This window comes from Sphingomonas kyungheensis, assembly GCF_037120395.1.
Lineage (GTDB): Bacteria > Pseudomonadota > Alphaproteobacteria > Sphingomonadales > Sphingomonadaceae > Sphingomonas > Sphingomonas kyungheensis.
This window is the reverse complement of sequence record NZ_JBBBDM010000006.1, coordinates 1-22,609: the sequence shown is the minus strand read 5'-3', so window position 1 is coordinate 22,609 and position 22,609 is coordinate 1. Positions and strand designations below refer to the sequence as shown.

At 69.5% G+C, this 22,609-nt stretch carries 25 protein-coding genes; 17 read left to right on the top strand and 8 right to left on the bottom strand.

Going from position 1 to position 22,609, the window contains the following annotated elements:
* Nucleotides 1–65: 65 nt before the first annotated feature.
* The 7 genes from V8201_RS12655 (at nucleotide 66) to V8201_RS12625 (ending at nucleotide 5,796) form a co-directional block, all read left to right on the top strand.
* Nucleotides 66–524, top strand: coding sequence for a YbgC/FadM family acyl-CoA thioesterase (locus tag V8201_RS12655; RefSeq protein ID WP_037536099.1), 459 nt, complete (start codon nucleotides 66–68; stop codon nucleotides 522–524).
* Complete coding sequence (gene tolQ, locus V8201_RS12650; RefSeq protein ID WP_037536101.1) at nucleotides 521–1,213, top strand: protein TolQ; 693 nt, start codon at nucleotides 521–523, stop codon at nucleotides 1,211–1,213. Before V8201_RS12655 ends, tolQ begins: the two co-directional genes overlap by 4 nt.
* 7 nt (nucleotides 1,214–1,220) lie before the next feature.
* Nucleotides 1,221–1,661 carry a protein TolR gene (gene tolR, locus V8201_RS12645; protein WP_271299760.1) on the top strand — a complete coding sequence of 147 codons (441 nt, stop codon included), beginning with the start codon at nucleotides 1,221–1,223 and terminating at the stop codon, nucleotides 1,659–1,661.
* The gene (gene tolA, locus V8201_RS12640) at nucleotides 1,661–2,683 is read left to right on the top strand and encodes a cell envelope integrity protein TolA (protein WP_336545531.1); all 1,023 of its coding nucleotides are present in this window, start codon (nucleotides 1,661–1,663) and stop codon (nucleotides 2,681–2,683) included. Before tolR ends, tolA begins: the two co-directional genes overlap by 1 nt.
* A gap of 172 nt (nucleotides 2,684–2,855) precedes the next feature.
* Nucleotides 2,856–4,247, top strand: a complete 1,392-nt coding sequence (gene tolB / locus V8201_RS12635) for a Tol-Pal system beta propeller repeat protein TolB (protein WP_336545530.1) — start codon at nucleotides 2,856–2,858, stop codon at nucleotides 4,245–4,247.
* Nucleotides 4,248–4,283: 36 nt separating this feature from the next.
* Entirely contained in the window at nucleotides 4,284–4,805 is a 522-nt protein-coding gene (pal, locus tag V8201_RS12630) for a peptidoglycan-associated lipoprotein Pal (protein ID WP_336545529.1), read from the top strand.
* 109 nt (nucleotides 4,806–4,914) lie between these two features.
* The gene (locus V8201_RS12625) at nucleotides 4,915–5,796 is read left to right on the top strand and encodes an SPFH domain-containing protein (RefSeq protein ID WP_336545528.1); all 882 of its coding nucleotides are present in this window, start codon (nucleotides 4,915–4,917) and stop codon (nucleotides 5,794–5,796) included.
* Nucleotides 5,797–5,913: 117 nt separating this feature from the next.
* On the opposite strand, the gene V8201_RS12620 is transcribed toward V8201_RS12625, so the two are convergent.
* The 3 genes from V8201_RS12620 to V8201_RS12610 form a co-directional block, all read right to left on the bottom strand.
* Nucleotides 5,914–6,774: a S1/P1 nuclease gene (locus tag V8201_RS12620; protein ID WP_336545527.1), complete on the bottom strand. Its 861-nt coding sequence runs from the start codon at nucleotides 6,772–6,774 to the stop codon at nucleotides 5,914–5,916.
* Nucleotides 6,775–6,890: 116 nt separating this feature from the next.
* Nucleotides 6,891–7,820 (bottom strand): isoaspartyl peptidase/L-asparaginase family protein, encoded by a 930-nt coding sequence (locus tag V8201_RS12615; protein WP_336545526.1) that lies wholly within the window; start codon nucleotides 7,818–7,820, stop codon nucleotides 6,891–6,893.
* Nucleotides 7,817–8,980 carry an acyltransferase family protein gene (locus tag V8201_RS12610; RefSeq protein WP_336545525.1) on the bottom strand — a complete coding sequence of 388 codons (1,164 nt, stop codon included), beginning with the start codon at nucleotides 8,978–8,980 and terminating at the stop codon, nucleotides 7,817–7,819. Before V8201_RS12610 ends, V8201_RS12615 begins: the two co-directional genes overlap by 4 nt.
* Nucleotides 8,981–9,038: 58 nt before the next feature.
* Between V8201_RS12610 and ispG the strand changes: the two genes are divergently transcribed.
* The 5 genes from ispG to V8201_RS12585 are packed head-to-tail and all read left to right on the top strand — an operon-like array spanning nucleotide 9,039 to nucleotide 12,177.
* Nucleotides 9,039–10,181: a flavodoxin-dependent (E)-4-hydroxy-3-methylbut-2-enyl-diphosphate synthase gene (ispG, locus tag V8201_RS12605; RefSeq protein ID WP_336545524.1), complete on the top strand. Its 1,143-nt coding sequence runs from the start codon at nucleotides 9,039–9,041 to the stop codon at nucleotides 10,179–10,181.
* Nucleotides 10,182–10,203: 22 nt separating this feature from the next.
* On the top strand, nucleotides 10,204–10,437 hold the full coding sequence (locus V8201_RS12600; protein WP_336545523.1) for an AbrB family transcriptional regulator: 234 nt from the start codon (nucleotides 10,204–10,206) through the stop codon (nucleotides 10,435–10,437).
* Nucleotides 10,434–10,814, top strand: coding sequence for a type II toxin-antitoxin system VapC family toxin (locus V8201_RS12595; RefSeq protein ID WP_336545522.1), 381 nt, complete (start codon nucleotides 10,434–10,436; stop codon nucleotides 10,812–10,814). Before V8201_RS12600 ends, V8201_RS12595 begins: the two co-directional genes overlap by 4 nt.
* The gene (locus V8201_RS12590; protein ID WP_037536121.1) at nucleotides 10,811–11,704 is read left to right on the top strand and encodes a DMT family transporter; all 894 of its coding nucleotides are present in this window, start codon (nucleotides 10,811–10,813) and stop codon (nucleotides 11,702–11,704) included. Before V8201_RS12595 ends, V8201_RS12590 begins: the two co-directional genes overlap by 4 nt.
* Entirely contained in the window at nucleotides 11,701–12,177 is a 477-nt protein-coding gene (locus tag V8201_RS12585; RefSeq protein ID WP_336545521.1) for a GNAT family N-acetyltransferase, read from the top strand. Before V8201_RS12590 ends, V8201_RS12585 begins: the two co-directional genes overlap by 4 nt.
* A gap of 18 nt (nucleotides 12,178–12,195) precedes the next feature.
* Here V8201_RS12585 and ppa read toward each other — a convergent pair whose 3' ends face one another.
* The 3 genes from ppa to V8201_RS12570 all read right to left on the bottom strand — a co-directional run bounded on the left by ppa (nucleotide 12,196) and on the right by V8201_RS12570 (nucleotide 15,524).
* Nucleotides 12,196–12,774 (bottom strand): inorganic diphosphatase, encoded by a 579-nt coding sequence (ppa, locus tag V8201_RS12580; RefSeq protein ID WP_037536123.1) that lies wholly within the window; start codon nucleotides 12,772–12,774, stop codon nucleotides 12,196–12,198.
* A 32-nt stretch (nucleotides 12,775–12,806) separates the two neighbouring features.
* Nucleotides 12,807–14,720 (bottom strand): M61 family metallopeptidase, encoded by a 1,914-nt coding sequence (locus tag V8201_RS12575; protein WP_037536124.1) that lies wholly within the window; start codon nucleotides 14,718–14,720, stop codon nucleotides 12,807–12,809.
* A gap of 141 nt (nucleotides 14,721–14,861) precedes the next feature.
* Nucleotides 14,862–15,524, bottom strand: coding sequence for a DUF1345 domain-containing protein (locus V8201_RS12570; RefSeq protein ID WP_037536126.1), 663 nt, complete (start codon nucleotides 15,522–15,524; stop codon nucleotides 14,862–14,864).
* A gap of 49 nt (nucleotides 15,525–15,573) precedes the next feature.
* Between V8201_RS12570 and hisS the strand changes: the two genes are divergently transcribed.
* The 5 genes from hisS (at nucleotide 15,574) to V8201_RS12545 (ending at nucleotide 20,845) form a co-directional block, all read left to right on the top strand.
* Nucleotides 15,574–16,818 (top strand): histidine--tRNA ligase, encoded by a 1,245-nt coding sequence (gene hisS / locus V8201_RS12565; RefSeq protein WP_037536128.1) that lies wholly within the window; start codon nucleotides 15,574–15,576, stop codon nucleotides 16,816–16,818.
* A 97-nt stretch (nucleotides 16,819–16,915) separates the two neighbouring features.
* Nucleotides 16,916–17,995, top strand: coding sequence for a peptide chain release factor 1 (prfA, locus tag V8201_RS12560; protein ID WP_037536130.1), 1,080 nt, complete (start codon nucleotides 16,916–16,918; stop codon nucleotides 17,993–17,995).
* Nucleotides 17,996–18,207: 212 nt separating this feature from the next.
* Nucleotides 18,208–19,038 (top strand): peptide chain release factor N(5)-glutamine methyltransferase, encoded by an 831-nt coding sequence (gene prmC / locus V8201_RS12555; protein WP_336545520.1) that lies wholly within the window; start codon nucleotides 18,208–18,210, stop codon nucleotides 19,036–19,038.
* Between the two features lie 314 nt (nucleotides 19,039–19,352).
* Nucleotides 19,353–20,258 (top strand): DUF4167 domain-containing protein, encoded by a 906-nt coding sequence (locus tag V8201_RS12550; RefSeq protein WP_037536133.1) that lies wholly within the window; start codon nucleotides 19,353–19,355, stop codon nucleotides 20,256–20,258.
* Between the two features lie 158 nt (nucleotides 20,259–20,416).
* Complete coding sequence (locus tag V8201_RS12545) at nucleotides 20,417–20,845, top strand: CBS domain-containing protein (protein ID WP_037536136.1); 429 nt, start codon at nucleotides 20,417–20,419, stop codon at nucleotides 20,843–20,845.
* Here V8201_RS12545 and V8201_RS12540 read toward each other — a convergent pair whose 3' ends face one another.
* A complete protein-coding gene (locus tag V8201_RS12540) occupies nucleotides 20,846–22,318 on the bottom strand; it encodes a lipopolysaccharide biosynthesis protein (RefSeq protein WP_336545519.1) in 1,473 nt (490 codons plus the stop codon).
* Between the two features lie 24 nt (nucleotides 22,319–22,342).
* Nucleotides 22,343–22,609 (bottom strand): hypothetical protein (locus V8201_RS12535; RefSeq protein WP_336545518.1); only part of this gene is annotated, 267 nt, incomplete at its 5' end.

Here is a 22,609-nt window from a genome sequence, read left to right as displayed (position 1 = left end):
AACCCATGCGTTACATCCGTCAATAGGGTTTCCCCGGCGGCAAGGTTCGGTTAACGCCGGCCGCGATGACGGACGAGGACCAGCCGCAGGCAGGACGGTTCGCGGGGCGCGAGCACCGGTTCGCCGTGCGCGTCTATTTCGAGGACACCGATCTGTCGGGCGTCGTCTATCATGCCAATTATCTGCGCTACATGGAGCGTGCCCGCTCCGACATGCTGCGGCTCGCCGGGATCGACCAGCGCGCGACGCACGAATCGGGCGGCGGCGCCTATGCGGTCGCCGATCTCGCCATCCGCTATCGCGCGCCGGCGCGACTCGACGATGCCCTGATCGTCGTCAGCCGGGTGATGCGGGTGCGCGCGGCCAGCACCGTCATTCATCACACAGTCAGGCGCGGTTCGCATGTGCTGGCGGAGGCCGAGGTCACGGTGGCGCTGGTCGCGCCGTCGGGGCGGCCGACGCGTCAGCCGGCCGCCTGGACGGATATCTACCAACGCCTGATCTGGCAGGGGACCAACTCATGAATCCGGTGTTCAACATGGATGCGGCGACGCTGTCGCCCGTCGCGCTCTTCCTCCAGGCCGATCTGGTGGTGAAGGTCGTGATGGCGGGGCTGCTGTTCGCCAGCATCTGGACCTGGGCGCTGATCATCGCCTTCTGGCGGCGGCTCGGCCGCATCCGCAAGGGCATGACGGGGTTCGAGCGCGACTTCTGGAAGGCCGAGGATATCGACGCCTTCTACAAGGCGGAGGCGGACAAGGATCTGCCCTCGGCGCGGGTCTTCGTCGCCGGGGTGAAGGAATGGCGCCGGTCGACCGCGGGCGGCGCGATCGACAAAAGCGGCACGCGCGAGCGGCTCGCCACCGCGATGGGCGCGGCGGCGGCGCTGGAGATCGACACGATTTCCGACCGGCTCAACATCCTCGCGACGATCGGCTCGGTCGCGCCGTTCGTCGGGCTGTTCGGCACCGTCTGGGGGATCATGCGCAGCTTCACCGGCATCGCCCAGGCGCAGAATTCCTCGCTCGCGGTGGTCGCGCCGGGGATTGCCGAGGCGCTGTTCGCGACCGCGATCGGCCTGTTCGCGGCGATCCCCGCGGTGATCGCCTACAATCGCTTCAGCCATGGCGTGAACCGGATCGAGGCGGCGCTTAATCGCTTCGCCGACGGTTTCCACACGACGCTGTCGCGTCAGCTCGATTCGGGGCGGTAAGCCGGCGATGAGCATGAACCTGCCCTCCAACCGCGGTCGCGGCCGACGCGCGCCGGTGGCGGACATCAACGTCACGCCGCTGGTCGACGTGATGCTGGTGCTGCTGATCATCTTCATGGTCACCGCGCCGCTGCTCACCGCGGGCGTGCCGGTCAATCTGCCCGACAGCCGCGCCAAGGCGCTCGACCAGGACCAGAAGCCGGTGCAATTGTCGCTCGACGCGGCGGGCAAGCTGTACCTCGACGACGAGGAGATCGGCGAGACGGCGCTGCCGCAGCGGCTCGAACAGATCGCCGCGGTGCAGGCGGGCGGACAGCCGCCGCAGGTGTTCCTGCGCGCCGACCGCGCGCTCGATTACGGGCGGGTGATGCGGGTGATGGGCGAACTCAACCGCGCCGGGCTCAACCGCGTCTCGCTGCTCACCGTCGAAGGCGGAAGCGCGCGCTGATGGATCGGGCGGAGCGGATCGGGCTGGGGATAGCGGTCGTCGGGCACGTCGTGCTCTTCGGCCTGCTGTCGGTCGGCTTCCTCGCCACGCCCAATCCGGAAAAGCTCCAGCAGACGCCGATGGAGGTGAGCCTCGTCCCCGACGTCGCGCTCGAGGCGAGCGCGCCGCAGGCGGTGACGCCGCCGGCGCAATCGGTCGCGCCCGACGCCGGCGCGCCCGAGGATGCCGCGCCGCCCGCTCCCGCCGAGGAACCGGCGCCCGAGCCGGAACCCGCACCGCCCGCGCCGCAGCCCGAGCCGGCACCGCCCAAGCCGACGCCGCCCAAGCCGGCGCCCGCCAAACCCGCTCCGGCCAAACCGGCGCCGCCGAAGCCTGCGCCCAAGCCCGCGCCGGCCCCCAAGCCGGTGCCGGCCAAGCTCAAGCCGCGGCCGGCCGAGGCGCCTGCCAAGCCGGCGGCCAAGCCCGCGCCGGCCAAGCCCGCCAGGGCGACGCCCGCCGCGCCGGCCAAATCCGCCGCCAAGCCGTCGAGCAGCGCCGCCAAGCCGGCCAAGCCCGCCGCCGCCAAGGGATCGGGCAGCAGTGAATCGTCCAAGGCCGCCAGGCCGCGCGGTTCGCGACTCGGCGACGATTTCCTTGCCGGGCTGAGCAGCGATCCGTCGCCGAGCAAATCGACCGCGCCGCGCGCCGCCAAGATCGACGGCCGCGCCATGGCCTCGATCGTCCAGGCGATCGCGCGCCAGATCCAGCCGTGCGCCGATCGCCAGGTCAATCCGGGGCCGGGCGCGAACGAGATCGTGACGACGCTCAACCTGCGGCTCAACGAGGACGGCACGCTCGCCGCGACGCCGCGCATGGTCCGCCAGTCGGGCGTCACCGATGAGAATGAGCGCTACAAGCAGCGCGTCGTCGATCTCGGCATCGCCGCGTTCAAGGGCTGTGCGCCGCTCAAGCTGCCGTCGGAATATTATTCGACGCCGTCGGGCGGCTGGAACAACATCAACTTCCAGTGGAAGCTGCAATGACGGGGGCGCAGGCGTCCGCGTCCACCGGGCGGGCTGAGCCTGTCGAAGCCGCCGGCGCGATCCGAGGCGGGCGCATGCGACCCACTGCCCTTCGACAGGGTCAGGGCGAACGGGCTAAGGGGGACGGCATGCGTCTCCACGGGACAATCAGGTGCGAAAAGGGTTTGAGGTCATGATCCGGTCGTTGCTCATCGCGCTTTCCGTCACCGCCGCCGTGCCGGCGCTCGCCCAGACCGCATCGGCACCCGCGCCTGCGCCAGCCCCCACGCCGCAGCAGCCGGCGACCGCGGCGGGGCAGGAGGCGGCGCCGCTCGAGGTCTCGGTCACCGGCGGCGTCTCGGCTCCGCTGCCGATCGCGATCCCGGCGATGCCGACCGCGCAGATCGTCTCGACCCCCGCCGGATCGACCGACGCGCTCGGCCGGCAGATGGCGGAGATCATCGCCAACGATCTCAAGAACTCCGGCCTGTTCTCGCCGCTCGGCGCAGGGCAGTTGCGGCCCGTCGGCTTCCAGGAGGTCAATGCGCCGGCGTTCGATTACTGGGGCGGCACCGGGGCGCAGGCGCTGGTGCAGGGCTTCGTCCGTGCCACCGGCGACGGCAATCTGACGATCGGCTGCTACCTGTATGACGTGTCGTCGAAGATCGAGCTGACCCGCTCGGGCTTCGTCGTCTCGCCCTCCGACTGGCGCCGCGCCGGGCACAAATGCGCCGACATGGTCTATGCGCGGCTGACCGGCGAGGGCCCCTATTTCGACAGCCGCGTCGTCTACGTCAGCGAGACGGGGCCGAAGGGCAAGCGCATCAAGCGGCTGGCGATCATGGACCAGGACGGCGCCAACCACCGTTTCCTCACCAACGGTCAGTCGATCGTGCTGACGCCGCGCTTCGCGCCGAACCAGCAGTCGATCGTCTATATGAGCTACGAGAACGACCGGCCGTCGATCTACGTCTACGATCTCGGCTCGGGGCGGCCGCGGCGGGTGGTGCAGAATGCCGCGCTGACCTTCGCGCCGCGCTTCTCGCCGGACGGGCGCTGGATCCTCTTCTCGATGGCGCAGGGCGGCAATACCGACATCTACCGCGTCTCGGCGCAGGGCGGCACGCCGCAGCGGCTCACCACCTCGCCGGGGATCGACACCGGCGGTAGCTATTCGCCCGACGGATCGCGCATCGTCTTCGAAAGCGACCGGTCGGGCGGGCAGCAGATCTATGTGATGAACGCCGACGGATCGGGCCAGCAGCGGATCAGCTTCGGCGGCGGCCGCTATGCGACGCCGGTATGGAGCCCGCGCGGCGACCTGATCGCCTTCACCAAATTGGGCGGCGCCTTCCGTATCGGCACGATGTCGCCGTCCGGCGGGGGCGAGAAGATCCTCACCGGCGGGCAGGACGAGGGGCCGAGCTGGTCGCCCAACGGCCGCGTCATCACCTTCTATCGCACCGGCCAGGGCAGCGGCGGGCGCGCGGATCTGTGGATGGTCGATCTGACCGGACAGGTCGAACGCAAGATCCCGACGCCGCTCGACGGGTCGGACCCTGCCTGGGGGCCGCTGCGCCCCTGATCCGCGATACGTTCATCATCCACGGGAGATACGACGATGGCCAGACTGACCCACACCCTGCTGACCGCTGCGGCGCTCGCCTCGCTCGGCGCCTGCGCGCACAAGCCCAAGCAGCTGCCGCCGCCGCCGGTCGATCAGAATGCCGGCATGACGCCGCCGCCCGCCACCAGCGGTAATGCCGTCGGCGCGATCGTCCCGGGTTCGGATGCCGACTTCCGCCGTTCGGTCAGCTCGAACACGATTCTGTTCGGCCTCGACCAGAGCGACATCGACAGCGAGGCGCGCGCGATCCTCGACAGTCAGGCGACGTGGCTGCAGCGCTATCCGCAGGTGCGGGCGACGATCGAGGGCCATGCCGACGAACGTGGCACGCGCGAATACAATCTCGCGCTGGGTGACCGCCGCGCCAATGCCGCGAAGAACTATCTGGTCGCCAGGGGCATCGACCCGTCGCGGCTGACGACGATCAGCTACGGCAAGGAGCGCCCGGTGGCGCTGGGGTCGGACGAAGCGAGCTGGGCGCAGAACCGCCGCTCGGTGACGGTGGTGCTCAACTGACGCGCATGCCGGTGGGGGCGGGTTCGACGGACCCGCCCGATCTGCCGGCGTGATGCCCTCGCCCCCTGCGCCGCCGCTATAAGGAAGGATGGGCAGCGCGGGGGCGGCGATGGAACAGGAATTGACGCGCTCGAAGGAGCGCCGGGCCGGTGCGACCGGTGGTTACACGATGCTCGCGCTCGTCGCGGCGCTGGCGGTGATCGGCATCGTCGCTATGCCACAGGTGGCGGCCGGGTCGGTGATCGGCGATGTCGTTCTCATCGCGGCGGTCGCCGGGGTGATCTTCATCGCCAAGGGCTTCTACATGTTGCAGCCCAATCATGCCGCGGCGATCATCGTGTTCGGCCGCTATCACGGCACCGATCGCGTCACCGGCCTGCGCTGGACGCTGCCCTGGGCGACCGCCCGCAAGATCTCGCTCCGCGCGAACAGCGTCCTGTCCGAGAAAATCAAGGTCAACGACCTGCGCGGCAACCCGATCGAGATCGCCGCGCAGGTGGTGTGGCGCGTCACGGATACGGCGCAGGCGCTGTTCGACGTCGATTATTTCCGCGACTTCACGCAGGTGCAGATCGAGGCGGCGGTGCGGACGATCGGCTCGCGCTATCCCTATGACGATCACGATCCGCATGAGGTGACGCTGCGCGCCGGCCATGCGCAGGTCAGCGCCGCGCTGCGCGACGAGCTGATCGCACGGCTGGCGGTGGCGGGGATCACCGTCGACGAATGCGGCTTCACCCACCTTGCCTATGCCCAGGAGATCGCCGGTGCGATGCTGCGCCGGCAGCAGGCGCAGGCGGTGATCGCGGCGCGCACCGCGCTGGTCGACGGCGCGGTCGGGATGGTCGAGCTGGCGGTGAAGCAGCTCGCCGACAAGAACGTCATCACCTTCGACGACGACCGGCGCGCGGCGCTGGTCTCCAATCTGCTGGTGGTGCTGTGCAGCGAGCAGGATACGCAGCCGGTGATCAGCGCGGGGGCGATGGCCTAGATTCGGGTTCGCCCAGAAGCGTCGCGCAAGGCGCTGTGGTTTGTCAGCCGCGACGAATCGTGCGGCGGACCGCGCCTGCCGCACGCGCATCCCCCTCCGCGCCGCCGCGCGACAGCCTCAGCCGAGCGCCTGATCGAGCAGCTTGGCCAGCCGCAGGCCGCCGCGCTCCACCTCCAGCCGCGCGACGGGGACGATCTTCTCGATCGTCGCCTCGTCGAGCCTCACCTTGGCAGGCGAGGGCGCGCAGGGGTCGCCGTGCAGCGCGCTCGCATAGACGACGTCATGCGCGACCTGCCACGATTCGCGGCTCCAGTCGGTGACGGTCCCGGCGGCGATGCGGCGCCGCTCCGCCGCCGGGTAGCGGCGCACCAGCGACGGACCGCTGGTGATCGCGCGCTCGGCGAGCGTGCCGTCCCAGATCGAATGGAGGTTGAAGCGCCGCGGGCCATAGCCGCCATAGACGGCGGCGACGTCGTTGCCGCCCTTGTCGCCCTTCTCGCCGGCGTGGAGCGGCTGGTGGAGATCGCCGACGAAGTGGATCAGGAAGACGAGCGCCTGCGCGCGCGCCTTGGCGGGGGCGCGGCGATCCTTGAGGATCGCGACGTCGCGGGTGATCTGCGCGGAGACGCAATTGCCGTCCTTGCACGCCTCTTCGAGCGTGAACGGCTGGCAGATGTTCACGTCCTGAAAGTGCCAGTTATAGGCATAGCCGAAGCGCGACTTGCCGTCCGGCCCCTTGAGCGGCTTGACGCAATCGGCCCAGGTGCTCGCCCCCTCGATCGTCGTCGCCGGACATTCGGGCGTGTCGAGCAGCGGCGTCTCGGCGAGCAGCCTGCGGATCGCCGCCTGCGTGCGCGGCGTGACATTGGCATAAGCGATCCGCGCCACCGTCTGGTGCCCGAATTCCCAATAGGCGGACGCCGGCGCGGCGAAACCCAGCGCCGGCAGCACGGCGGCGACAAAGCGGAGCATTTTCATGGGCGTAGCCCATAGCGGCGGATCGCGACGGCTAGAAGCGCCTTATCTCAATGCGATGCGGGTGGGCAGGGGCGCTCGAAGCCGGCGGGAGGGACCAGCACAGGCGGCAAGCCGCGTCACTCGTCGCCGTAGACCGCCACCTCGCGCAGCCCGGCGGCGGTGGCGCGGGCGCGGTACATGCCGGGGGTGGTGAAGCTCCACACCGCCTCGCCGCCGGGGGCGGTGACGATGACGCCGCCGGTGCCGCCGAGCGCGCGCACCTCCGCCATCACCGCATCGGCGGCGGCCTGCGGCGACTCGCCCGACAGGCGGACGCGCGCGCCGATCTCATGGCCGACGCCGATGCGGATGAAATATTCGCCCGATCCGGTGCACGACACCGCGACCGATCGGTCGTCGGCAAAGGTGCCCGCGCCGATCAGCGGCGAATCGCCGATCCGGCCCCAGCGCTTGCCGGTGACGCCGCCGGTCGAGGTCGCCGCGGCGAGGCTGCCGGCGCGGTCGCGTGCCACCGCGCCGACCGTGCCGTATTTCATGTCGACATCGAAGGCGTCGGCGTTGCGCGCGAGCAGTTCGTCGAGCTGGCGGCGGCGTTCGTCGGTGGCGAACCAGCCGGGGTCGACCGCGGCGATCCCCTGTTCGCGGGCGAAGGCTTCGGCTCCCGCGCCGCTCAGCAGCACATGCGGGCTCGCCTCCATCACCCGGCGGGCGAGGCCGACCGGCGAGCGGGTCACGGTCAGGCCGGCGACCGCGCCGGCGGCCCGGCTGCGCCCGTCCATGATCGCCGCGTCGAGCTCGATCGTCCCGTCGCGGCTGAAGGCGGCGCCGCGGCCGGCGTTGAAATGCGGGTCCTCCTCCAGCACGCGCACCGCCGCCTCGACCGCGTCGAGCGCGCTGCCGCCGTCGGCGAGGATCGCGCCGCCGGCATCGAGCGCGAGGCCGAGCGCGGCGCGGACGCCCTCGTCCTGCGCGGCGGTGAGCCGGTGGCGCTCGATCGATCCGGCGCCGCCGTGGAGGACGAGCGACCAGTCTGGCGTGGCGGTCATGGGGCAACCTCGGGCTTGGGGTGGGGCAACGGGCGCAGGCCGATCAGCGGGCGCAGCCACGCGATCCGCCGGCCGATCCGGTAGAAGGCGAAGCAGCCGAGGATCGTCGCCGCGACGAGCAACAGGAATTCGACGCCGCCCGGCAGGCCCGCCGGGATCAGCCAATAGGCGACGACGACGAGGATCGTCTGATGGACGAGATAGAAGGGGAAGACGGCTTCGGTCAGCGTCGGGCGCAGCCCCGAATCGCGGTTCCAGTGCCGCTCCGCAAAGCCGAGCAGCGCGACGATCGCCCCCCATTGCTGCACCGCATGCGCGGCGCCGTAGACGGGATAGAGCCAGCGCGGCGCGATCGGGCTCTGACCGAGCTCGATGGCGAGGATGACGCCATAGCCGGCGAGCGCCAGCGCCGCCGCCGGCCACCGCCACCGCACGCAGGCGGCGATCACCGGCGCCGACCCCGCCAGCGCGAAGCCGAACAGGAAGGCGGGGAGATAGAGGCAATGCGCCATCGCATCGTCGAACGGATTCTGCGTCTCATAGCCCATCGGGAACCACCAGCCGTGGATGCACACCAGCCAGGCGATCGGCAGCACCAGCAGTCCCGGCCCGCCGAAGATCGTATCGAATGCCCGCTGGGCGCCGCGCCAGCGCACCAGCATGACGAGCAGTACGAGGACGACGGTGTAGAGCCACAGGTAGAGGACGAACCACAGATGGTTGACCGCGGGCAGCACGATCCCGCCGAGCGGCGCGAACCGGAAGTAATCGTGCGTCCAAAAGGTAAGGAAGCCGCCGGCATAGCCATGCTGCGTCACCAGCTCGACCCAAGGTTGCGGCGGCACGATGACGGCGATGCCGAAGGCGAGGGGGACGAGCAGGCGCAGGCTGCGCTGGCGCAGGAAGCGGCCGGGACTGGCGGCACGGCCGAGCAGCGCGCGCGAGGCATAGCCGGAGACGACGAACAACAGGCTGAGCCGCCACGCATTGACCGCGAGCATCGGCAGCACCGCCCAGGCGGCGCCATGCGCGCTCTTGGCGTGGAACCCCCAGGGCACGAACACCATGCCGACATGATAGACGATCAGGATCGCGAAGGCGGCGACGCGCAGCCAGTCGAGGCCATAGTGGCGAGGGATCGGGGCGCGCGGCGTCGTCACCGGGGGACGCCTACACCAGCGTCTTTGAACCGCAACCCGAACGCTGTATATATCCCCCATGTCCTTACGTCCGTGGCGCGATATCATCCGCCGTCCGAGCCGCCAGATCATGGTCGGCACCGTTCCCGTCGGCGGCGACGCGCCGGTCACCGTGCAGACGATGACCAACACGCCCACCCCCGACATCCGCGCGACGATCGATCAGATCCGCCGCTGCGAGGAGGCGGGCGTCGACATCATCCGCGTCTCCTGCCCCGACGTCGAATCGACCGCGGCGCTCAAGCAGATCGTCCGCGGATCACGCGTGCCGATCGTCGCCGACATCCATTTCCACTACAAGCGCGCGCTGGAAGCGGCGGATGCCGGCGCGGCCTGCCTGCGGATCAATCCGGGCAACATCGGCTCGTCGGAGCGCGTCGCCGAGGTGGTGCGCGCCGCCAAGGCGAACGGCTGTTCGATCCGCATCGGCGTCAACGGCGGCAGCCTCGAGAGGGACCTGCTCGAAAAATATGGCGAGCCGTGCCCGGATGCTTTGGTCGAATCGGCGCTTGATCATATCAAGCTGCTCCAGGACCACGACTTCCACGAATATAAGGTCGCGGTGAAGGCGTCCGACCTGTTCCTCGCGGTCGCCGCCTATCAGCAGCTCGCCGAGGCGGTGGATTGCCCGCTGCACCTCGGCATCACCGAGGCGGGGGGCTTCGTCGGCGGCACGGTCAAGTCGTCGATCGGTATCGGCAGCCTGCTCTGGTACGGGATCGGCGACACGATCCGCGTCTCGCTCTCCGCCGAGCCCGAGGACGAGGTGCGCGTCGGTTTCGAGATCCTCAAGGCGCTCGGCATCCGCAACCGCGGCGTGCGCGTCGTCTCCTGCCCGTCGTGCGCGCGCCAGGGCTTCGACGTGATCCGCACCGTCCAGGCGCTGGAGGAACGGCTGCAGCATATCCGCACGCCGATGAGCCTGTCGGTGCTCGGCTGCGTCGTCAACGGCCCCGGCGAGGCGCGCGAGACCGACATCGGCATCACCGGCGGCGGCAACGGCAAGCATATGGTCTATCTGTCCGGCGTCACCGATCATCACGTCCAGGACGAGGGGATGATCGACCACATCGTCCGGCTGGTCGAGGCCAAGGCAGCCGAGATCGATGCGGCGGAGGCGGCGGCGGCGGCGCAGCCGGTGCCGGCGGTCGCCGCGGCGTGAGAAATATGGCAACGGTCCCACAATGACCTACCACGCCCAACTCGCTGCCGATGGCAGCCTGCCGCTTCCCGGCGAGCTGACACGGGAGCTTGGGCTGGCGCCGGGCGATCGGGTCAGCGTCGATCGGACGGGCAGCACATTGTTTGTGCGGCGTGAAGACGAACGACAGGACGCGATCCATCGCCTGCGCGAAGCCATGCGTGATTATAGCGTTGACCAGTTCCTGGCCGAGCGTCGCGCCGACTGGGGAGAATGATCCAGGTCGTCGACACGTCGGTGCTGTTGGCGGGCCTGTTGGGCGAAGTCGGCGGCGAGGTGCTTCTCCGGCCAGGGCAAACCTTCCATTTCTCGGCGGTCAATCTGGGGGAGGTCTATTCGAAAGTCCTCGAACGGGGCGGCGCGGGCGCCGATGTCGACGCCTTTCTGGCAGCCTTGCCGCTCAGCATTGATCCTTTTGACGGTGAGCTTGCGCGGATCGTCGGTGATTTGCGACTGCTGACGCGTCGTCGCGGCCTGTCGTTTGGTGATCGCGCCTGTCTCGCGCTCGCCATGCGCAGCAATCTTCCGGTGCTGACCGCCGATCGGGCCTGGCTCGAGCTCGGTCTCGACCTCGACATCCGCCTGATCCGATGAAGCCCGCCGCTGCCACCCATGCCGCCTTCGCCGTCGCCGCGACGGGGATCGCCGTCTATTCGGCGATGGACACGGTGATGAAGGGGCTGTCGATCGCGAGCGGGGCCTATGCCGCTGTGCTGTGGCGGTCTTTGGTCGGGGTGGCATTGCTCGCGCCGGTGTTCGTCGCGCGGCGGACGCGCTGGCCGGGGCGGCGCGCGCTGCGGCTGCACGTCCTGCGGGGGAGCACCGGGGGCGCATCGGTGCTGCTGTTCTTCTGGGGGCTCGCCCGCGTGCCGATGGCGCAGGGCGTCGCGCTGACCTTTCTGGCGCCGCTGATCGCGCTGTTCCTCGCCGGGCTGGCGCTGGGCGAGCGGATCCGGCGCACGGCGATCGCCGGGTCGCTCGTCGCCAGTCTCGGCGTGCTGATCATCGCGGCGGGACAGGTGCAGGCGCATGCCTCCGACGCGGTGGTGGCGGGCAGCATCGCGATCCTCGCCGCCTCGCTGATCTATGCGGTCAGCCTCGTGCTGCTCCGCCAGCAGGCGCAGGCGGCCGATCCGATCGAGGTGGCGCTGTTCACCAGCCTGGTGCTGAGCGGCTGGATGCTGCTCGCCGCGCCGTGGTTCGGCACCCTGCCGCAGCCGGGGCAGCTGCCGGCGGTGCTGCTCGCCGCCGCACTCGGCTCGGTGTCCGCGGTGGCGCTCGCCTGGGCCTATGCGCGGGCCGAGGCGCAGAGCCTGGCGACGACCGAATATACCGCCTTCATCTGGTCGGCGCTGTTCGGCTGGCTCGTCTTCGGCGAGCGCGTGTCGCCCTATACCGTCGGCGGTGCGCTGTTCATCATCGCCGGCTGTCTCTACGCGGTGCGCCGCCCGGCGCCCGCCCCGCAAACGGAAGCTGCCTTATGATCCGCGCCGCCACCCGCGACGATGTCGCCACCCTCCTGCGCTTCGTCCGCGAACTGGCCGCGTTCGAGCGCGAACCCGATGCCGTGGTGGCGACCGAGGAGTTGCTGGCGGAGGCGCTGTTCGGCGAGCGCCCGGCGGCGGAGGCGGTGATCGCCGAGGCGGACGGCGTGGCGCAGGGCTTTGCGCTGTTCTTCCACAATTTCTCGACCTGGACCGGTCGGTGTGGCGTTTATCTGGAGGATCTCTACGTCACGCCGGAGGCGCGCGGGCGCGGGGTCGGCGGCGCGCTGCTCCGCCATGTCGCGGGGCTGGCGGTGGCGCGCGGCTGTACGCGCTTCGAATGGTCGGTGCTCAACTGGAACGGCGACGCGATCGCTTTCTATCGCCGCATGGGCGCGATCGGCATGGACGAATGGACGGTGCAGCGGGTCAGCGGCGCGGCGCTGACCCGTCTTGCCGCAGGCGCCGGCTGAACCGGCGCCTGCCCGGGCTTATTCGCGGCCCGGCACTTCGTGATTGTGCGGCTCTTCGCCCTGCGCCTTGGCGGCGTCATAGCGTTCGATCGCCTCGAGCGTGATGCGGCGGGCCTCGTCGCGATCGCCCCAGGTGCCGACACGCACCCACTTCTTCTTCTCGAGGTCCTTATAGTGCGTGAAGAAGTGTTCGATCTGCTCGAACACGATCTCCGGCACGTCGGCGCGGCCGCCGACGTTCGAATAATACGGAAAGACCTGATCGACGGGGACGCAGACCAGCTTCTCGTCGCCGCCGGCCTCGTCCTCGAGGTTGAGCACCGCGATCGGCCGGGCGCGGACGACGCAGCCTGGGATGAAGGGCGAGCGTGCGATCACCAGCGCGTCGAGCGGATCGCCGTCCGGCGACAGCGTATGCGGCACGAAACCGTAATTAGCCGGGTAGCGCATCGGCGTGTGCAGAATACGGTCGACGAACAGCGCGCCGCTCGCCTTGTCGAATTCATACTTCACCGGCTCACCGCCGGTCGGCACCTCGATGATGACGTTGAGGTCGTCGGGCGGGTTCTTGCCGACCGGAATCAGATCGATACGCATGGAGTTCCCTTGTCAGTCGTGTCGGCCGCGGTTCACCGCGGCATCAGAAGCTTGTCGAGACCGGTTTCGCCGGTGCCGGTCTTCTGCAGGTGCGGATACCGCGGGCCACCATGATAGTCGATGGCAACTTCACGATAACGTGGCCCATTCTTGAGCAATAAACGGATCGGATCCTTGGACGTTTGCGCAGTGACGATCGCCGCCTTCATCGCGTCGCCGCTATACGCATTGCCATTGACCGCGGCGATTACCGTACCGACGTCGAGCCCCGCCTTGAATGCGGGCGAATCCCAGATCACCTGCGCGACCTCGCCATCCTTGGCGATCGACAGGCCGACCGAATAGGTGACGTTGATCGTCCCGCTCTTTTCCGCATTGGTGAAGTATTTGGTCGGCTCGGGACCATAGACGAGCGTATAGCCGTTCATCGCGAAACCGTCGACCGGTGCCCGCTGGCCGGTCTCGGTCAGCCGCTTGGTGAGGAAGCCGGCCCAGTCATAAGGCTGGATCGCGTTGAGCGTCGCGGCGACATCCTCGAAGCGATAGGTCAGCTCGCCCCAGTCGCCGTCGCGCACGCCGAAGAAGGCGCGGGCGAAATCGTCGATCGACTTGGTGCCGCCCGACTGCTGGCGGAGCATCGCGTCGACCTCCATCCAGACCAGCAGGCCTTCGTTGTAATAATCCTCCGACCGTTGCCAGCTCGTCCAGCCCTTCGGCTTGCGCGCGGAGATCACCGGATCGTTGGTGGTGTCGACGAGGTCGCGCCAGCGCCGCGCCGGGGCGAGGTCGTAATTGCCGGCGATGCCCGCATAGGCATCGAGCGTATCCTGCTTGCTGACCAGGCCCGAGCGTGCCTGCAGCACATAGCCCCAGAATTGCGTCTGCCCCTCATAGACCCACAGCAAGGATCCGCGCATCGGCGTGCGGTAATCGGGCGTCCACAGATCGGCGCCGCGGCGGAACTTGCCGTCCCAGCTGTGGGTGAATTCATGCGGCAGCAGGTTGCGCGCGGCGACGTTGCTGTCCCATTCGGTGAAATAGGTCGGCCGCGAGCCGTTTTCCGAGCTGCGATGATGTTCGAGGCCGATGCCGCCCAATTGGTCGGACAGCGACAGCAGGAAGTCATAATGGTCGTAATGCTGGGCGCCGAAGGTCTTTACCGCCTGATCGACCAGCCGCTTGTGCGCGTCGATCTGCTCGGGCTTGGCGGCGAGCAGGTCTGGCGAATCGGCGAAGACGTTGAGGTTGACGCGCGGGCTGAGCGGCCAGGTCTTGCCGTAGCGGCCGGCGAGCATCGGCGAATCGACCAGGATCTCGTAATTGGTCTTGTCGTAGGTGTAAGTCGATCCCGCCGCCTTGGACGGCAGCGCGCTCGCCGCGGTCCAGCCGGTCGGATAGGTCACCGTCATCTGCACCGGGATCTGCCGGGTGAAATAGCCCGCCGGATAGAGGCTGACCGAATTGGGCTGCATGCTGATGAGGTTGGGGGTCACCGCGATGCGGCCCTGATCGGGCTTGGTCGCCGACAGGAACTGGAATTCGACGTCCAGCGTCTTCACCGCGGCAGGCACGTCGATGTGGAAGGCGAAGACGTCGACCGGATCGCGCGTCCACGGCAGGATGCGGCCGTTGCCGCGGATCACCAGTCCGGCGAGCTTCTCGATCTCGCCGCGCGGCGAATGCGCGCCCGGCAGCCACTTGGGGAAGAGCAGGGCCATCGCGCCGGCCTGCGCGACGGGGATCGTCTCCTTGACCCGGAAGATGCCGCGATCGGTATCCGTGGCATCGACCGCGACCTTGAGCGTGCCGGGATAGGGGACGTCGCGCGGGGCGGGGATCGTATCGACGAACGGCGCCGGCTGCGGCGCGCTGTTGCCGGCGGGCACCTGGGCAAAGGCGGGCGCGGCGGCGGAGAGCAGGAAGACGACGGCGGACGTGCGGATCATGGAGCGCTTTCAGCTGAAGGAATGGCGAAAGTGTAAGCGCCCAAAAGGTCACCCGTCCAGTCCTTTGCCGATGACGGTGCGGCGAGGACCGGCGGGTGGCGAAGCGCCGGCGGGATCCCCCGTCACGCCCCGGTCGGCGGCCTAATTGCCGCCGCCGCCCAGCACGTTGATCGTGAACGCCAGCACGCCGAGATTGAAGACGAAGGCGGCGAGGCAATGGCCGAGCACGACGCGGCGGATGCGGCGCGAGGTGATCGACACGTCGGAGGTCTGGAAGGTCATGCCCAGCGTCGCGCTGAAATAGAGGAAGTCCCAGTAATTGGGTTCCTTGCACGACGGGAATTCGAGTCCGCCGGCGTCCGCCGCCGCATCCTCGCCATCGGCGAGGTAGAAGAGATGCGCGTAATGCAGCGCATAGACCATGTTGGAGAACAGCCAGGCGAGCACGAGCGTGGTGATGACGAGCGCGATCGCAAAGGCATCGTTGCGGCCCTTCAGCTCGCCTGCCACCGCGACCAGGATCACCACCATCGTCGCCGCGGTGATCGCCAGCAGCAGCGCGCGGTTGGCGTCATTGTCGCGCGCCGTCTGCCGCATCCGGGCCGCCTCGCCATGGCCGAACAGCGTCGAGACGGACAGCAGGAAGACGATCGCGGCGGTATCGAACGACGCCATCGCGCCGCGCCCCGCGCCCAGCCGCGGGATCAGCACCGCCAGGCCGATCGCGAAGACCACGGCGAACAGCGCGAATCGCGGCGGCGCGATGCGGCTGCCGATTCCCCCAAAACGTTGCGGATGGCTCATGCGCGGGTGCTAGCGCTTGGCAGCGGGCTCGCCTAGATAGCGCCCGCATATGGCCCGTATCGAAACGCCGCGCCGGGTGCGCGGGACCCAGGACATCTTTGGCGACGAACAACGCCGCTTCGCGCAGGTGCTCGACACCTTCGAACGCGTGCGGCGCCTGTATTGCTTCGGCCGCGTCGACCTGCCGGTGTTCGAGGCGACCGAGGTGTTCGCGCGCTCGATCGGCGAGACCACCGATGTCGTGTCGAAGGAGATGTACACCTTCCCCGATCGTGGCGGCGATTCGCTGACGCTGCGGCCCGAATTCACCGCGGGGATCGCGCGCGCCTTCCTGACCGAGGGCTGGCAGCAATATGCGCCGCTCAAGATCACGACGAGCGGCGCGGTGTTCCGCTACGAACGCCCGCAGAAGGGGCGCTATCGCCAGTTCCACCAGATCGATGCCGAGGTGCTCGGCGCGGCCGAGCCGGCGGCGGACGTCGAATTGCTGGTGATGGCGGACCAGCTGCTGCGCGAACTCGGGATCGCCGAGGGTGTGACGCTGCAGCTCAACACCTTGGGCGATGCCGAGACGCGCGAGGCGTGGCGGGCGGGCCTCGTCGCGCATTTCGAGGCGCATCGCGGCGCGCTGTCCGAGGACAGCCTCGTCCGGCTCGACAAGAACCCGATGCGCATCCTCGATTCCAAGGATCCGCGTGACCGGCCGATCGCCGATGCCGCGCCCGACATCGATGCCTTTCTGACGGCCGAGGCGCGTGCCTTCTTCGACGCGGTCACCGCCGGGCTCGATGCGGCCGGGGTGGCGTGGACGCGCAATCCGCGGCTGGTGCGCGGGCTCGATTATTACCGCCACACCGCCTTCGAGTTCGTCACCGACCGGCTCGGCGCACAGGGGACGGTGCTGGCCGGCGGCCGCTATGACGGGCTGGTCGAGAGCCTCGGCGGCGCGCCGACCGCGGGCGTCGGCTGGGCGGCGGGCGTCGAGCGGCTGGCGATGTTGCTCGCGGAGCCGGCGGCAGCCTCGATCGACGCGGTGGTCGTGCCGATGGGCGCGGCGGCGGAAGCGCGGGCGACCGGCCTCGTCGCCGAGCTGCGCCGCGCCGGCGTCGCGGTCGACATGGCCTATAAGGGCAAGATGAAGCAGCGGCTCGCCAAGGCGGACGCGCTCGGCGCCCGCACCGCGATCATCCTCGGCGACGACGAGTTGGCGGCGGGCGTCGCGCAGCTCAAGACGCTGGCGAGCGGCGAGCAGCGACAGGTGGCCTTCGCCGATCTCGCCGAGGCGCTGCGATGACCGCGGGGGACTTCCTCCCCGGCACGGGGAGGTGGCAGCGCGGCGCGCTGACGGTGGGGGGCTTCCGCACACGCTCCACCGCCCGGAGGATGGGTCGATGACCACCATCTCCCCCGAGCGGATCGCGCAGATCGAGGCGCGGCGCGACGAATTGCAGGCGCTGATGGCGACGGGCGATCTGCCCTCCGACCGCTTCGTCGCGGTGTCGAAGGAATATGCCGAGCTCGAACCCGTCGCGATCGCGGCGGGCGAGGTGCGGCGGCTGCGGCAGGAGGCCGACAGCCTCGCCTATATGGCGGAGGATACCGGCGACGAGGAATTGCGGCTGATGGCCGCCGAGGAGCTGCGCGACAATCGCACCGCGCTCGACGCTGCCGACCGCCGGCTCGCGCTCGCGCTGCTGCCCCGCGACGCCGCCGATGCGCGCGCGGCGATGCTCGAAATCCGCGCCGGCACCGGCGGTGACGAGGCGGCGCTGTTCGCCGGCGACCTGTTCCGCATGTACCAGCGTTATGCCGAGCGGCAGGGCTGGCGCGTCGAGCTGATCAGCGGCTCGTCATCGGATGCGGGCGGGTTCAAGGAGGTGGTCGCCTCGGTCACCGGCACCGGCGTGTTCGCCAAGCTGAAGTTCGAGGCGGGCGTCCACCGCGTCCAGCGCGTGCCCGCGACCGAGGCGGGCGGGCGCATCCACACCTCCGCCGCGACGGTCGCGGTGCTGCCCGAGGCGGAGGATGTCGACGTGCGGATCGACGAGGCGAAGGATCTGCGCATCGACGTCTATCGTTCGTCGGGGCCGGGCGGCCAGTCGGTCAACACCACCGACAGCGCGGTGCGCATCACCCACCTGCCGACCGGGCTCGTCGTCATCCAGCAGGACGAGAAGTCGCAGCACAAGAACAAGGCCAAGGCGCTCAAGGTGCTGCGGACCCGGCTCTATGAGGCGGAGCGCGAGCGGCTCGCCACCGAACGCTCGGGCACGCGGCGGGCGATGGTGGGATCGGGCGACCGGTCGGAGCGGATCCGCACCTATAATTTCCCGCAGGGGCGGGTGACCGACCACCGCATCAACCTGACGCTGCATCGCCTGCCCGAGATCCTCGAAGGCGAGATGGACGAACTGATCGGCGCGCTGATCGCGCAGGACGAGGCGGAACGGCTCGCGTCGCTCGACGGGTGAGGGGCGTTCGGCGCGCGCGGTGTGGTATTCCACGTTCGACACGACCCTCGATTCGTCATCCCGGCGAAGGCCGGGATACATGGTTACGGGCGGCCGATGGTGCGCGTCTCACGTCGTTACCGTGTCCATGGATCCCGGCCTGCGCCGGGATGACGAACTAAGGTGGCCAAGTCACAGACAAGGTCAGGGAAGGGGCCGCAGGTGACACCCGCATGACCGACCTCGCCCGCACGATGCACGCGACGCTCGCCGCCGCCGCGGCGCGCTTCGCCTCGCCGACCGCACGGCTCGATGCCGAGCTGCTGATGGCGCATGCCTTGGGGATCGAGCGGACGCAGCTGCTGCTCGATCCGGCGCGCGTCGTGCCGCCCGGCTTTGCGGCGCTGGTCGAACGGCGTGCGGCGCACGAGCCGGTCGCCTATATCACCGGGCGGCGCGGCTTCTGGACGATCGAGCTGGCGGTCGGCCCCGGCGTGCTGGTGCCGCGCCCCGACAGCGAGACGCTGCTCACCGCCGCTTTGGCGCGGGGCGCGACGCCGCGCACCATCCTCGATCTCGGGACCGGGCCGGGGACGTTGCTGCTCGCCGCGCTCGACGAATGGCCGCAGGCGCGCGGGCTGGGGATCGACCGTTCGCCGGTCGCGCTCGATTATGCGCGCGCCAATGCGGCGCGGCTCGGCCTCGCGTCGCGCGCCGGTTTCGTGCGCGGCGACTGGGCGGCGGCGGTCGATGCGGCGTTCGACCTCGTCCTCGCCAACCCGCCCTATATCGGCAGCGACGAGCCGCTCCCCGACGAGGTGCGCGCACACGAACCGGCGGCGGCGCTGTTCGCCGGCGCCGACGGGCTCGACGACTATCGGATCCTCGCCCGCCAGCTGCCGCGACTGATCGCGGCGAGAGGCTGCGCCGCGGTCGAGATTGGTCATCGCCAGGCGGCGGCGGTGGCCGCGCTGTTCGCCGCGGCGGGGCTGACGGCGACATTGCACCGCGATCTCGGCGGGCGCGACCGCTGCCTGCTGGTCGAGCAGGACGCCGCAGCTTGAAATCGGCACGCATCGTCCGCATATTTCGCTTGTCGGAGCGGCCTTGCGCCAGCTATTGGTCGGGCCGGGGCACGTTGCAGCAGCTTTCGCCATTCGCTTTGGCCGCACCGTCAGGCGCTGACCCCGCATCCTTCGTCATGACGCCACCGTCGCGGTGGCCGTGGCAGGCTCGAGCGTTGCTTTGGCGCGCGGCGACCCGGAAGGGCGCTTGGTTCGACCGGCATGTGCCGGGTCGGGCTGGTCGATGCGGACAGGCCGCGATCGACCGGATTGGTTGTCCAGGGACCATTTAACTCTGATCATGGGACAGTAGCTTGATCAACAATCGGCAGCAGAACGGCCGCCGTCGCGGTCGTGGCGGTAACAATGGTGGCAATAACGGCCCCCGCCAGGGCGGCCAGGGCCGGCCCGACAACGGCAACCGTATCGACAGCCGCGCGCGCGGCAACGCGAACCAGTTGTTCGAGAAATACAAAAATCTCGCCGGCGAGGCGCAGCGGCAGGGCGATCGGGTCAATACCGAATATTACCTCCAGTTCGCCGATCATTATTTCCGCGTGATCGCCGATCAGCGCGGCCGGTTCGAGGACAATCAGCCCAAGCGGCAGCAGCCCTTCGACCTCAACGACGACGACGATTACGGCGACGAGGGCGAACCGATCCGCGCCGGCGATCAGGACGGCGAGCAGGGCCAGCGCGAACAGAACCAGCGCGATCAGGGACGGAACGACCAGGGCCAGCGCGAGGCCCGCGGCGAGCGCCAGCCGCGCCAGTGGGAAGACCGTGGCAATCGCGACGAGCGCGCCCAGCCGCAGCGCGAGGAACGCGCCGCGCGCGACGATCGTCCGCAGCGCGAGGATCGCACCCGCCGCCCACGCTTCGAGAGCGAGACGCCGGTCGAGGTCGCCGGCCAGCGCCGCGCCGATCCGCTCGCCGAGGGCGAGGATCTCCAGCAGCGCACCGAAGCGGTGCTGGAAGCCGATTCGCCGGTGCTCGCGCCGCGCCCGCGCCGCGGCCGCCCGCGCCGCGACGCGCAGCCCGAGGCGGAGGCGACCGCCGCTCCCGCCGAGGCGGCGCCCGTTGCGGAGAGCAACGGCGTCGATGCCGACCGGCTGCCGCCGTCGCTCAACATCGCTGCGGCCAACGACGGGGAGGAGGCGCCCAAGCCGCGTCGCCGCCGCGTTCGCGCGCCCGCCGTGGATGCACCCGCCGCGGAGTGATCCGCCGTCGATCGCGTCATGTCGAAGGGCCGGTTCCGCCAGGAGCCGGCCTTTTTCGTGACGGCGTGCCGGCGGCTTTGCCAAGTCGCTGCAAACATGATCTCCTGCCGTGTCATCGACTCCGCATCGGACGGAGTCGGGAAGCGAGGAGAGGATGGATGACGATCGCGGCGATCCTGCGTGACAAGGGCAGCGAGGTCGTGTCGCTGCCCAGCGATGCGACATTGGGGCAGGCGGTCCGCCTGCTCGCCGAACGGCGGATCGGCGCGGTGCCGGTGATCGACGACGGCACGGTGGTCGGCATCGTCTCCGAACGCGACGTCGTCTATTCGCTCGCCAGGCAGGGCGTCGCCGCGCTCGACGCGCCGCTCGCACAGGTGATGACTAAGCCGGTGCAGCAGGTCGCGCCATCCGAGCCGGTGATCGGCGCGCTGTCGCTGATGACGCGGCGGCGCATCCGCCATCTGCCGGTGATCGATGGCGCGCGGCTGGCCGGCTTCGTCTCGATCGGCGACCTCGTCAAACATCGCATCGACCGGATCGAGGCGGAGGCCGCGGCGATGCGCGACTATATCCAGCGCGGCTGATCAGCCGGGCAGCGGCTGTTTGCGCAGCAGCGCGATCAGCTCGCGGATCAGCGGGCGGGCGAGCAGCAGCATCCCGCTGCCGTAGAGCGCGACCCCGGTGGCGACCAGCGCGGCGAGCCGCAGCGGCGGCGCGAGCGGCGGCAGCAGCGAGTCGACCAGCCGCACGCCCGCCGCCATCACCAGCGCGGCGAGCGCCGGCGCGGCGACCGCGCCGAACAGGTCGCGCCCACGGATGCCGATCACCGGCAGCGAGCGGCGGCTGCTCGCGATCAGATAGAGCGGATAGGCGACGAGCCAGCTCGCGGCGAGGCCGATCGGCCCCCAGCGCACGCCGACCAGGAAAGCGAGACCGAGCAGCACCGCGCCGGTCGCGCCGTTGCGCGCGCCGATCCCGGGTCGCCCGCGCGCATCGCACGCCGGCGAGAACAGCACCTGCACCGTCATGAACGGCATCGCCAGCGCGATCAGCCGCACCACCGGCACCACCTCCGCCCATTTCGAATCGAGCATCGTCAGCACCAGCGGCTCGGCGGTCGCCGCGAGCCCGAGGTAGAAGGGCAGCGCCAGTGCCATGATCAGCCGCACCGCGCGGATGAAGCCGCGCGCGACGGCCTCGCCGTCATGCTGGATGCGCGCATAGGCGCTGAACGCCACCTCGTTGAGCGGCGGCACGAATTTCGACACGAAGATCTGCGCGAGGAAGAGCGCGGTGGTGTAGATGCCGAGCCGGTGCGCATCGAAATGCCGGCCGCCGATGAACACGTCGGCCTGGCTTTGCAGGAACCAGAAGAACTGCCCCGCCGCCATCATCCCGCCGTAGCGGGCGAGATGCCCGGCGCCGCGAAAGTCGAAGCTCGGCCAGATCAGCGACCGCGCGCCGATCGTCAGCATCGTCGCGCGCACCGCATAGAGCGCGATCGGCGCCCACACCAAGGTCCATACGCCGAGTCCCGCCCGCGCGCCGGCGAGCGCGGTGACCGCCCCGGCGAGCGAGGCGGCGAGATTCGCCGTCGCCAGCTCGCGAAACGCCATCCCGCGGCTGAGCAAGGCGTAGGACAGCGCGGAAAAGGGCGTGCACAGATAGATCAGCGTCTGCACGCGCAGCAGCGCCGCCACCTCCGGCTGGCGGTAATAGGCGGCCGCGAGCGGCGCGAGCGCGATCTGCGCCACGGCGAGCGACAGGTTGAGCGTGATGAGCATGCCGAACAGCTGCCGCACCTGCCGCGGCGTGACGTCGTCGCGCTGGATCAGCCCGCTCGCCAGGCCATAGCCGTTGAGCATGTTGAGGAAGACCAGCACCACCCCGGTCATCGCGTAGAGGCCGTAATCACGCGGATCGAGGATGCGGATGACGAGAAAGGTCGCCGCCCATTGCACCAGCTGCGCGCCGATCTGGCTGCCCGAGCGCCAGATCACCGCGCGCCGTACGGACTGGGCGAAGGATTCGGTGGAATCGGGGCGGCTGACGGACATTGCTCCCCTTAGTGGCGCGCTTCTTCACATCGCGTAAACCCGCGGAAATCCGTCGCCGCGCGATTTGTGACGGAAAAAATGCAAAAAGCGTTTGACGGCTCCGATCACCCCGCCTAGAGGGGCGTCACCGCAGCGACGGGCCACACGGTTCGCTGCTTCGGTCACCGAAAATCTGGTGCTGGTGTCACCCTCCCACAAAGAGGGTTGACGAAGCGCCGGTGTTTTTGTCGGCTCTTTGACATTGTAATTTGATGAAGGGACATGCGGGCGGCGGCTTGTCGGTGTCTGGCG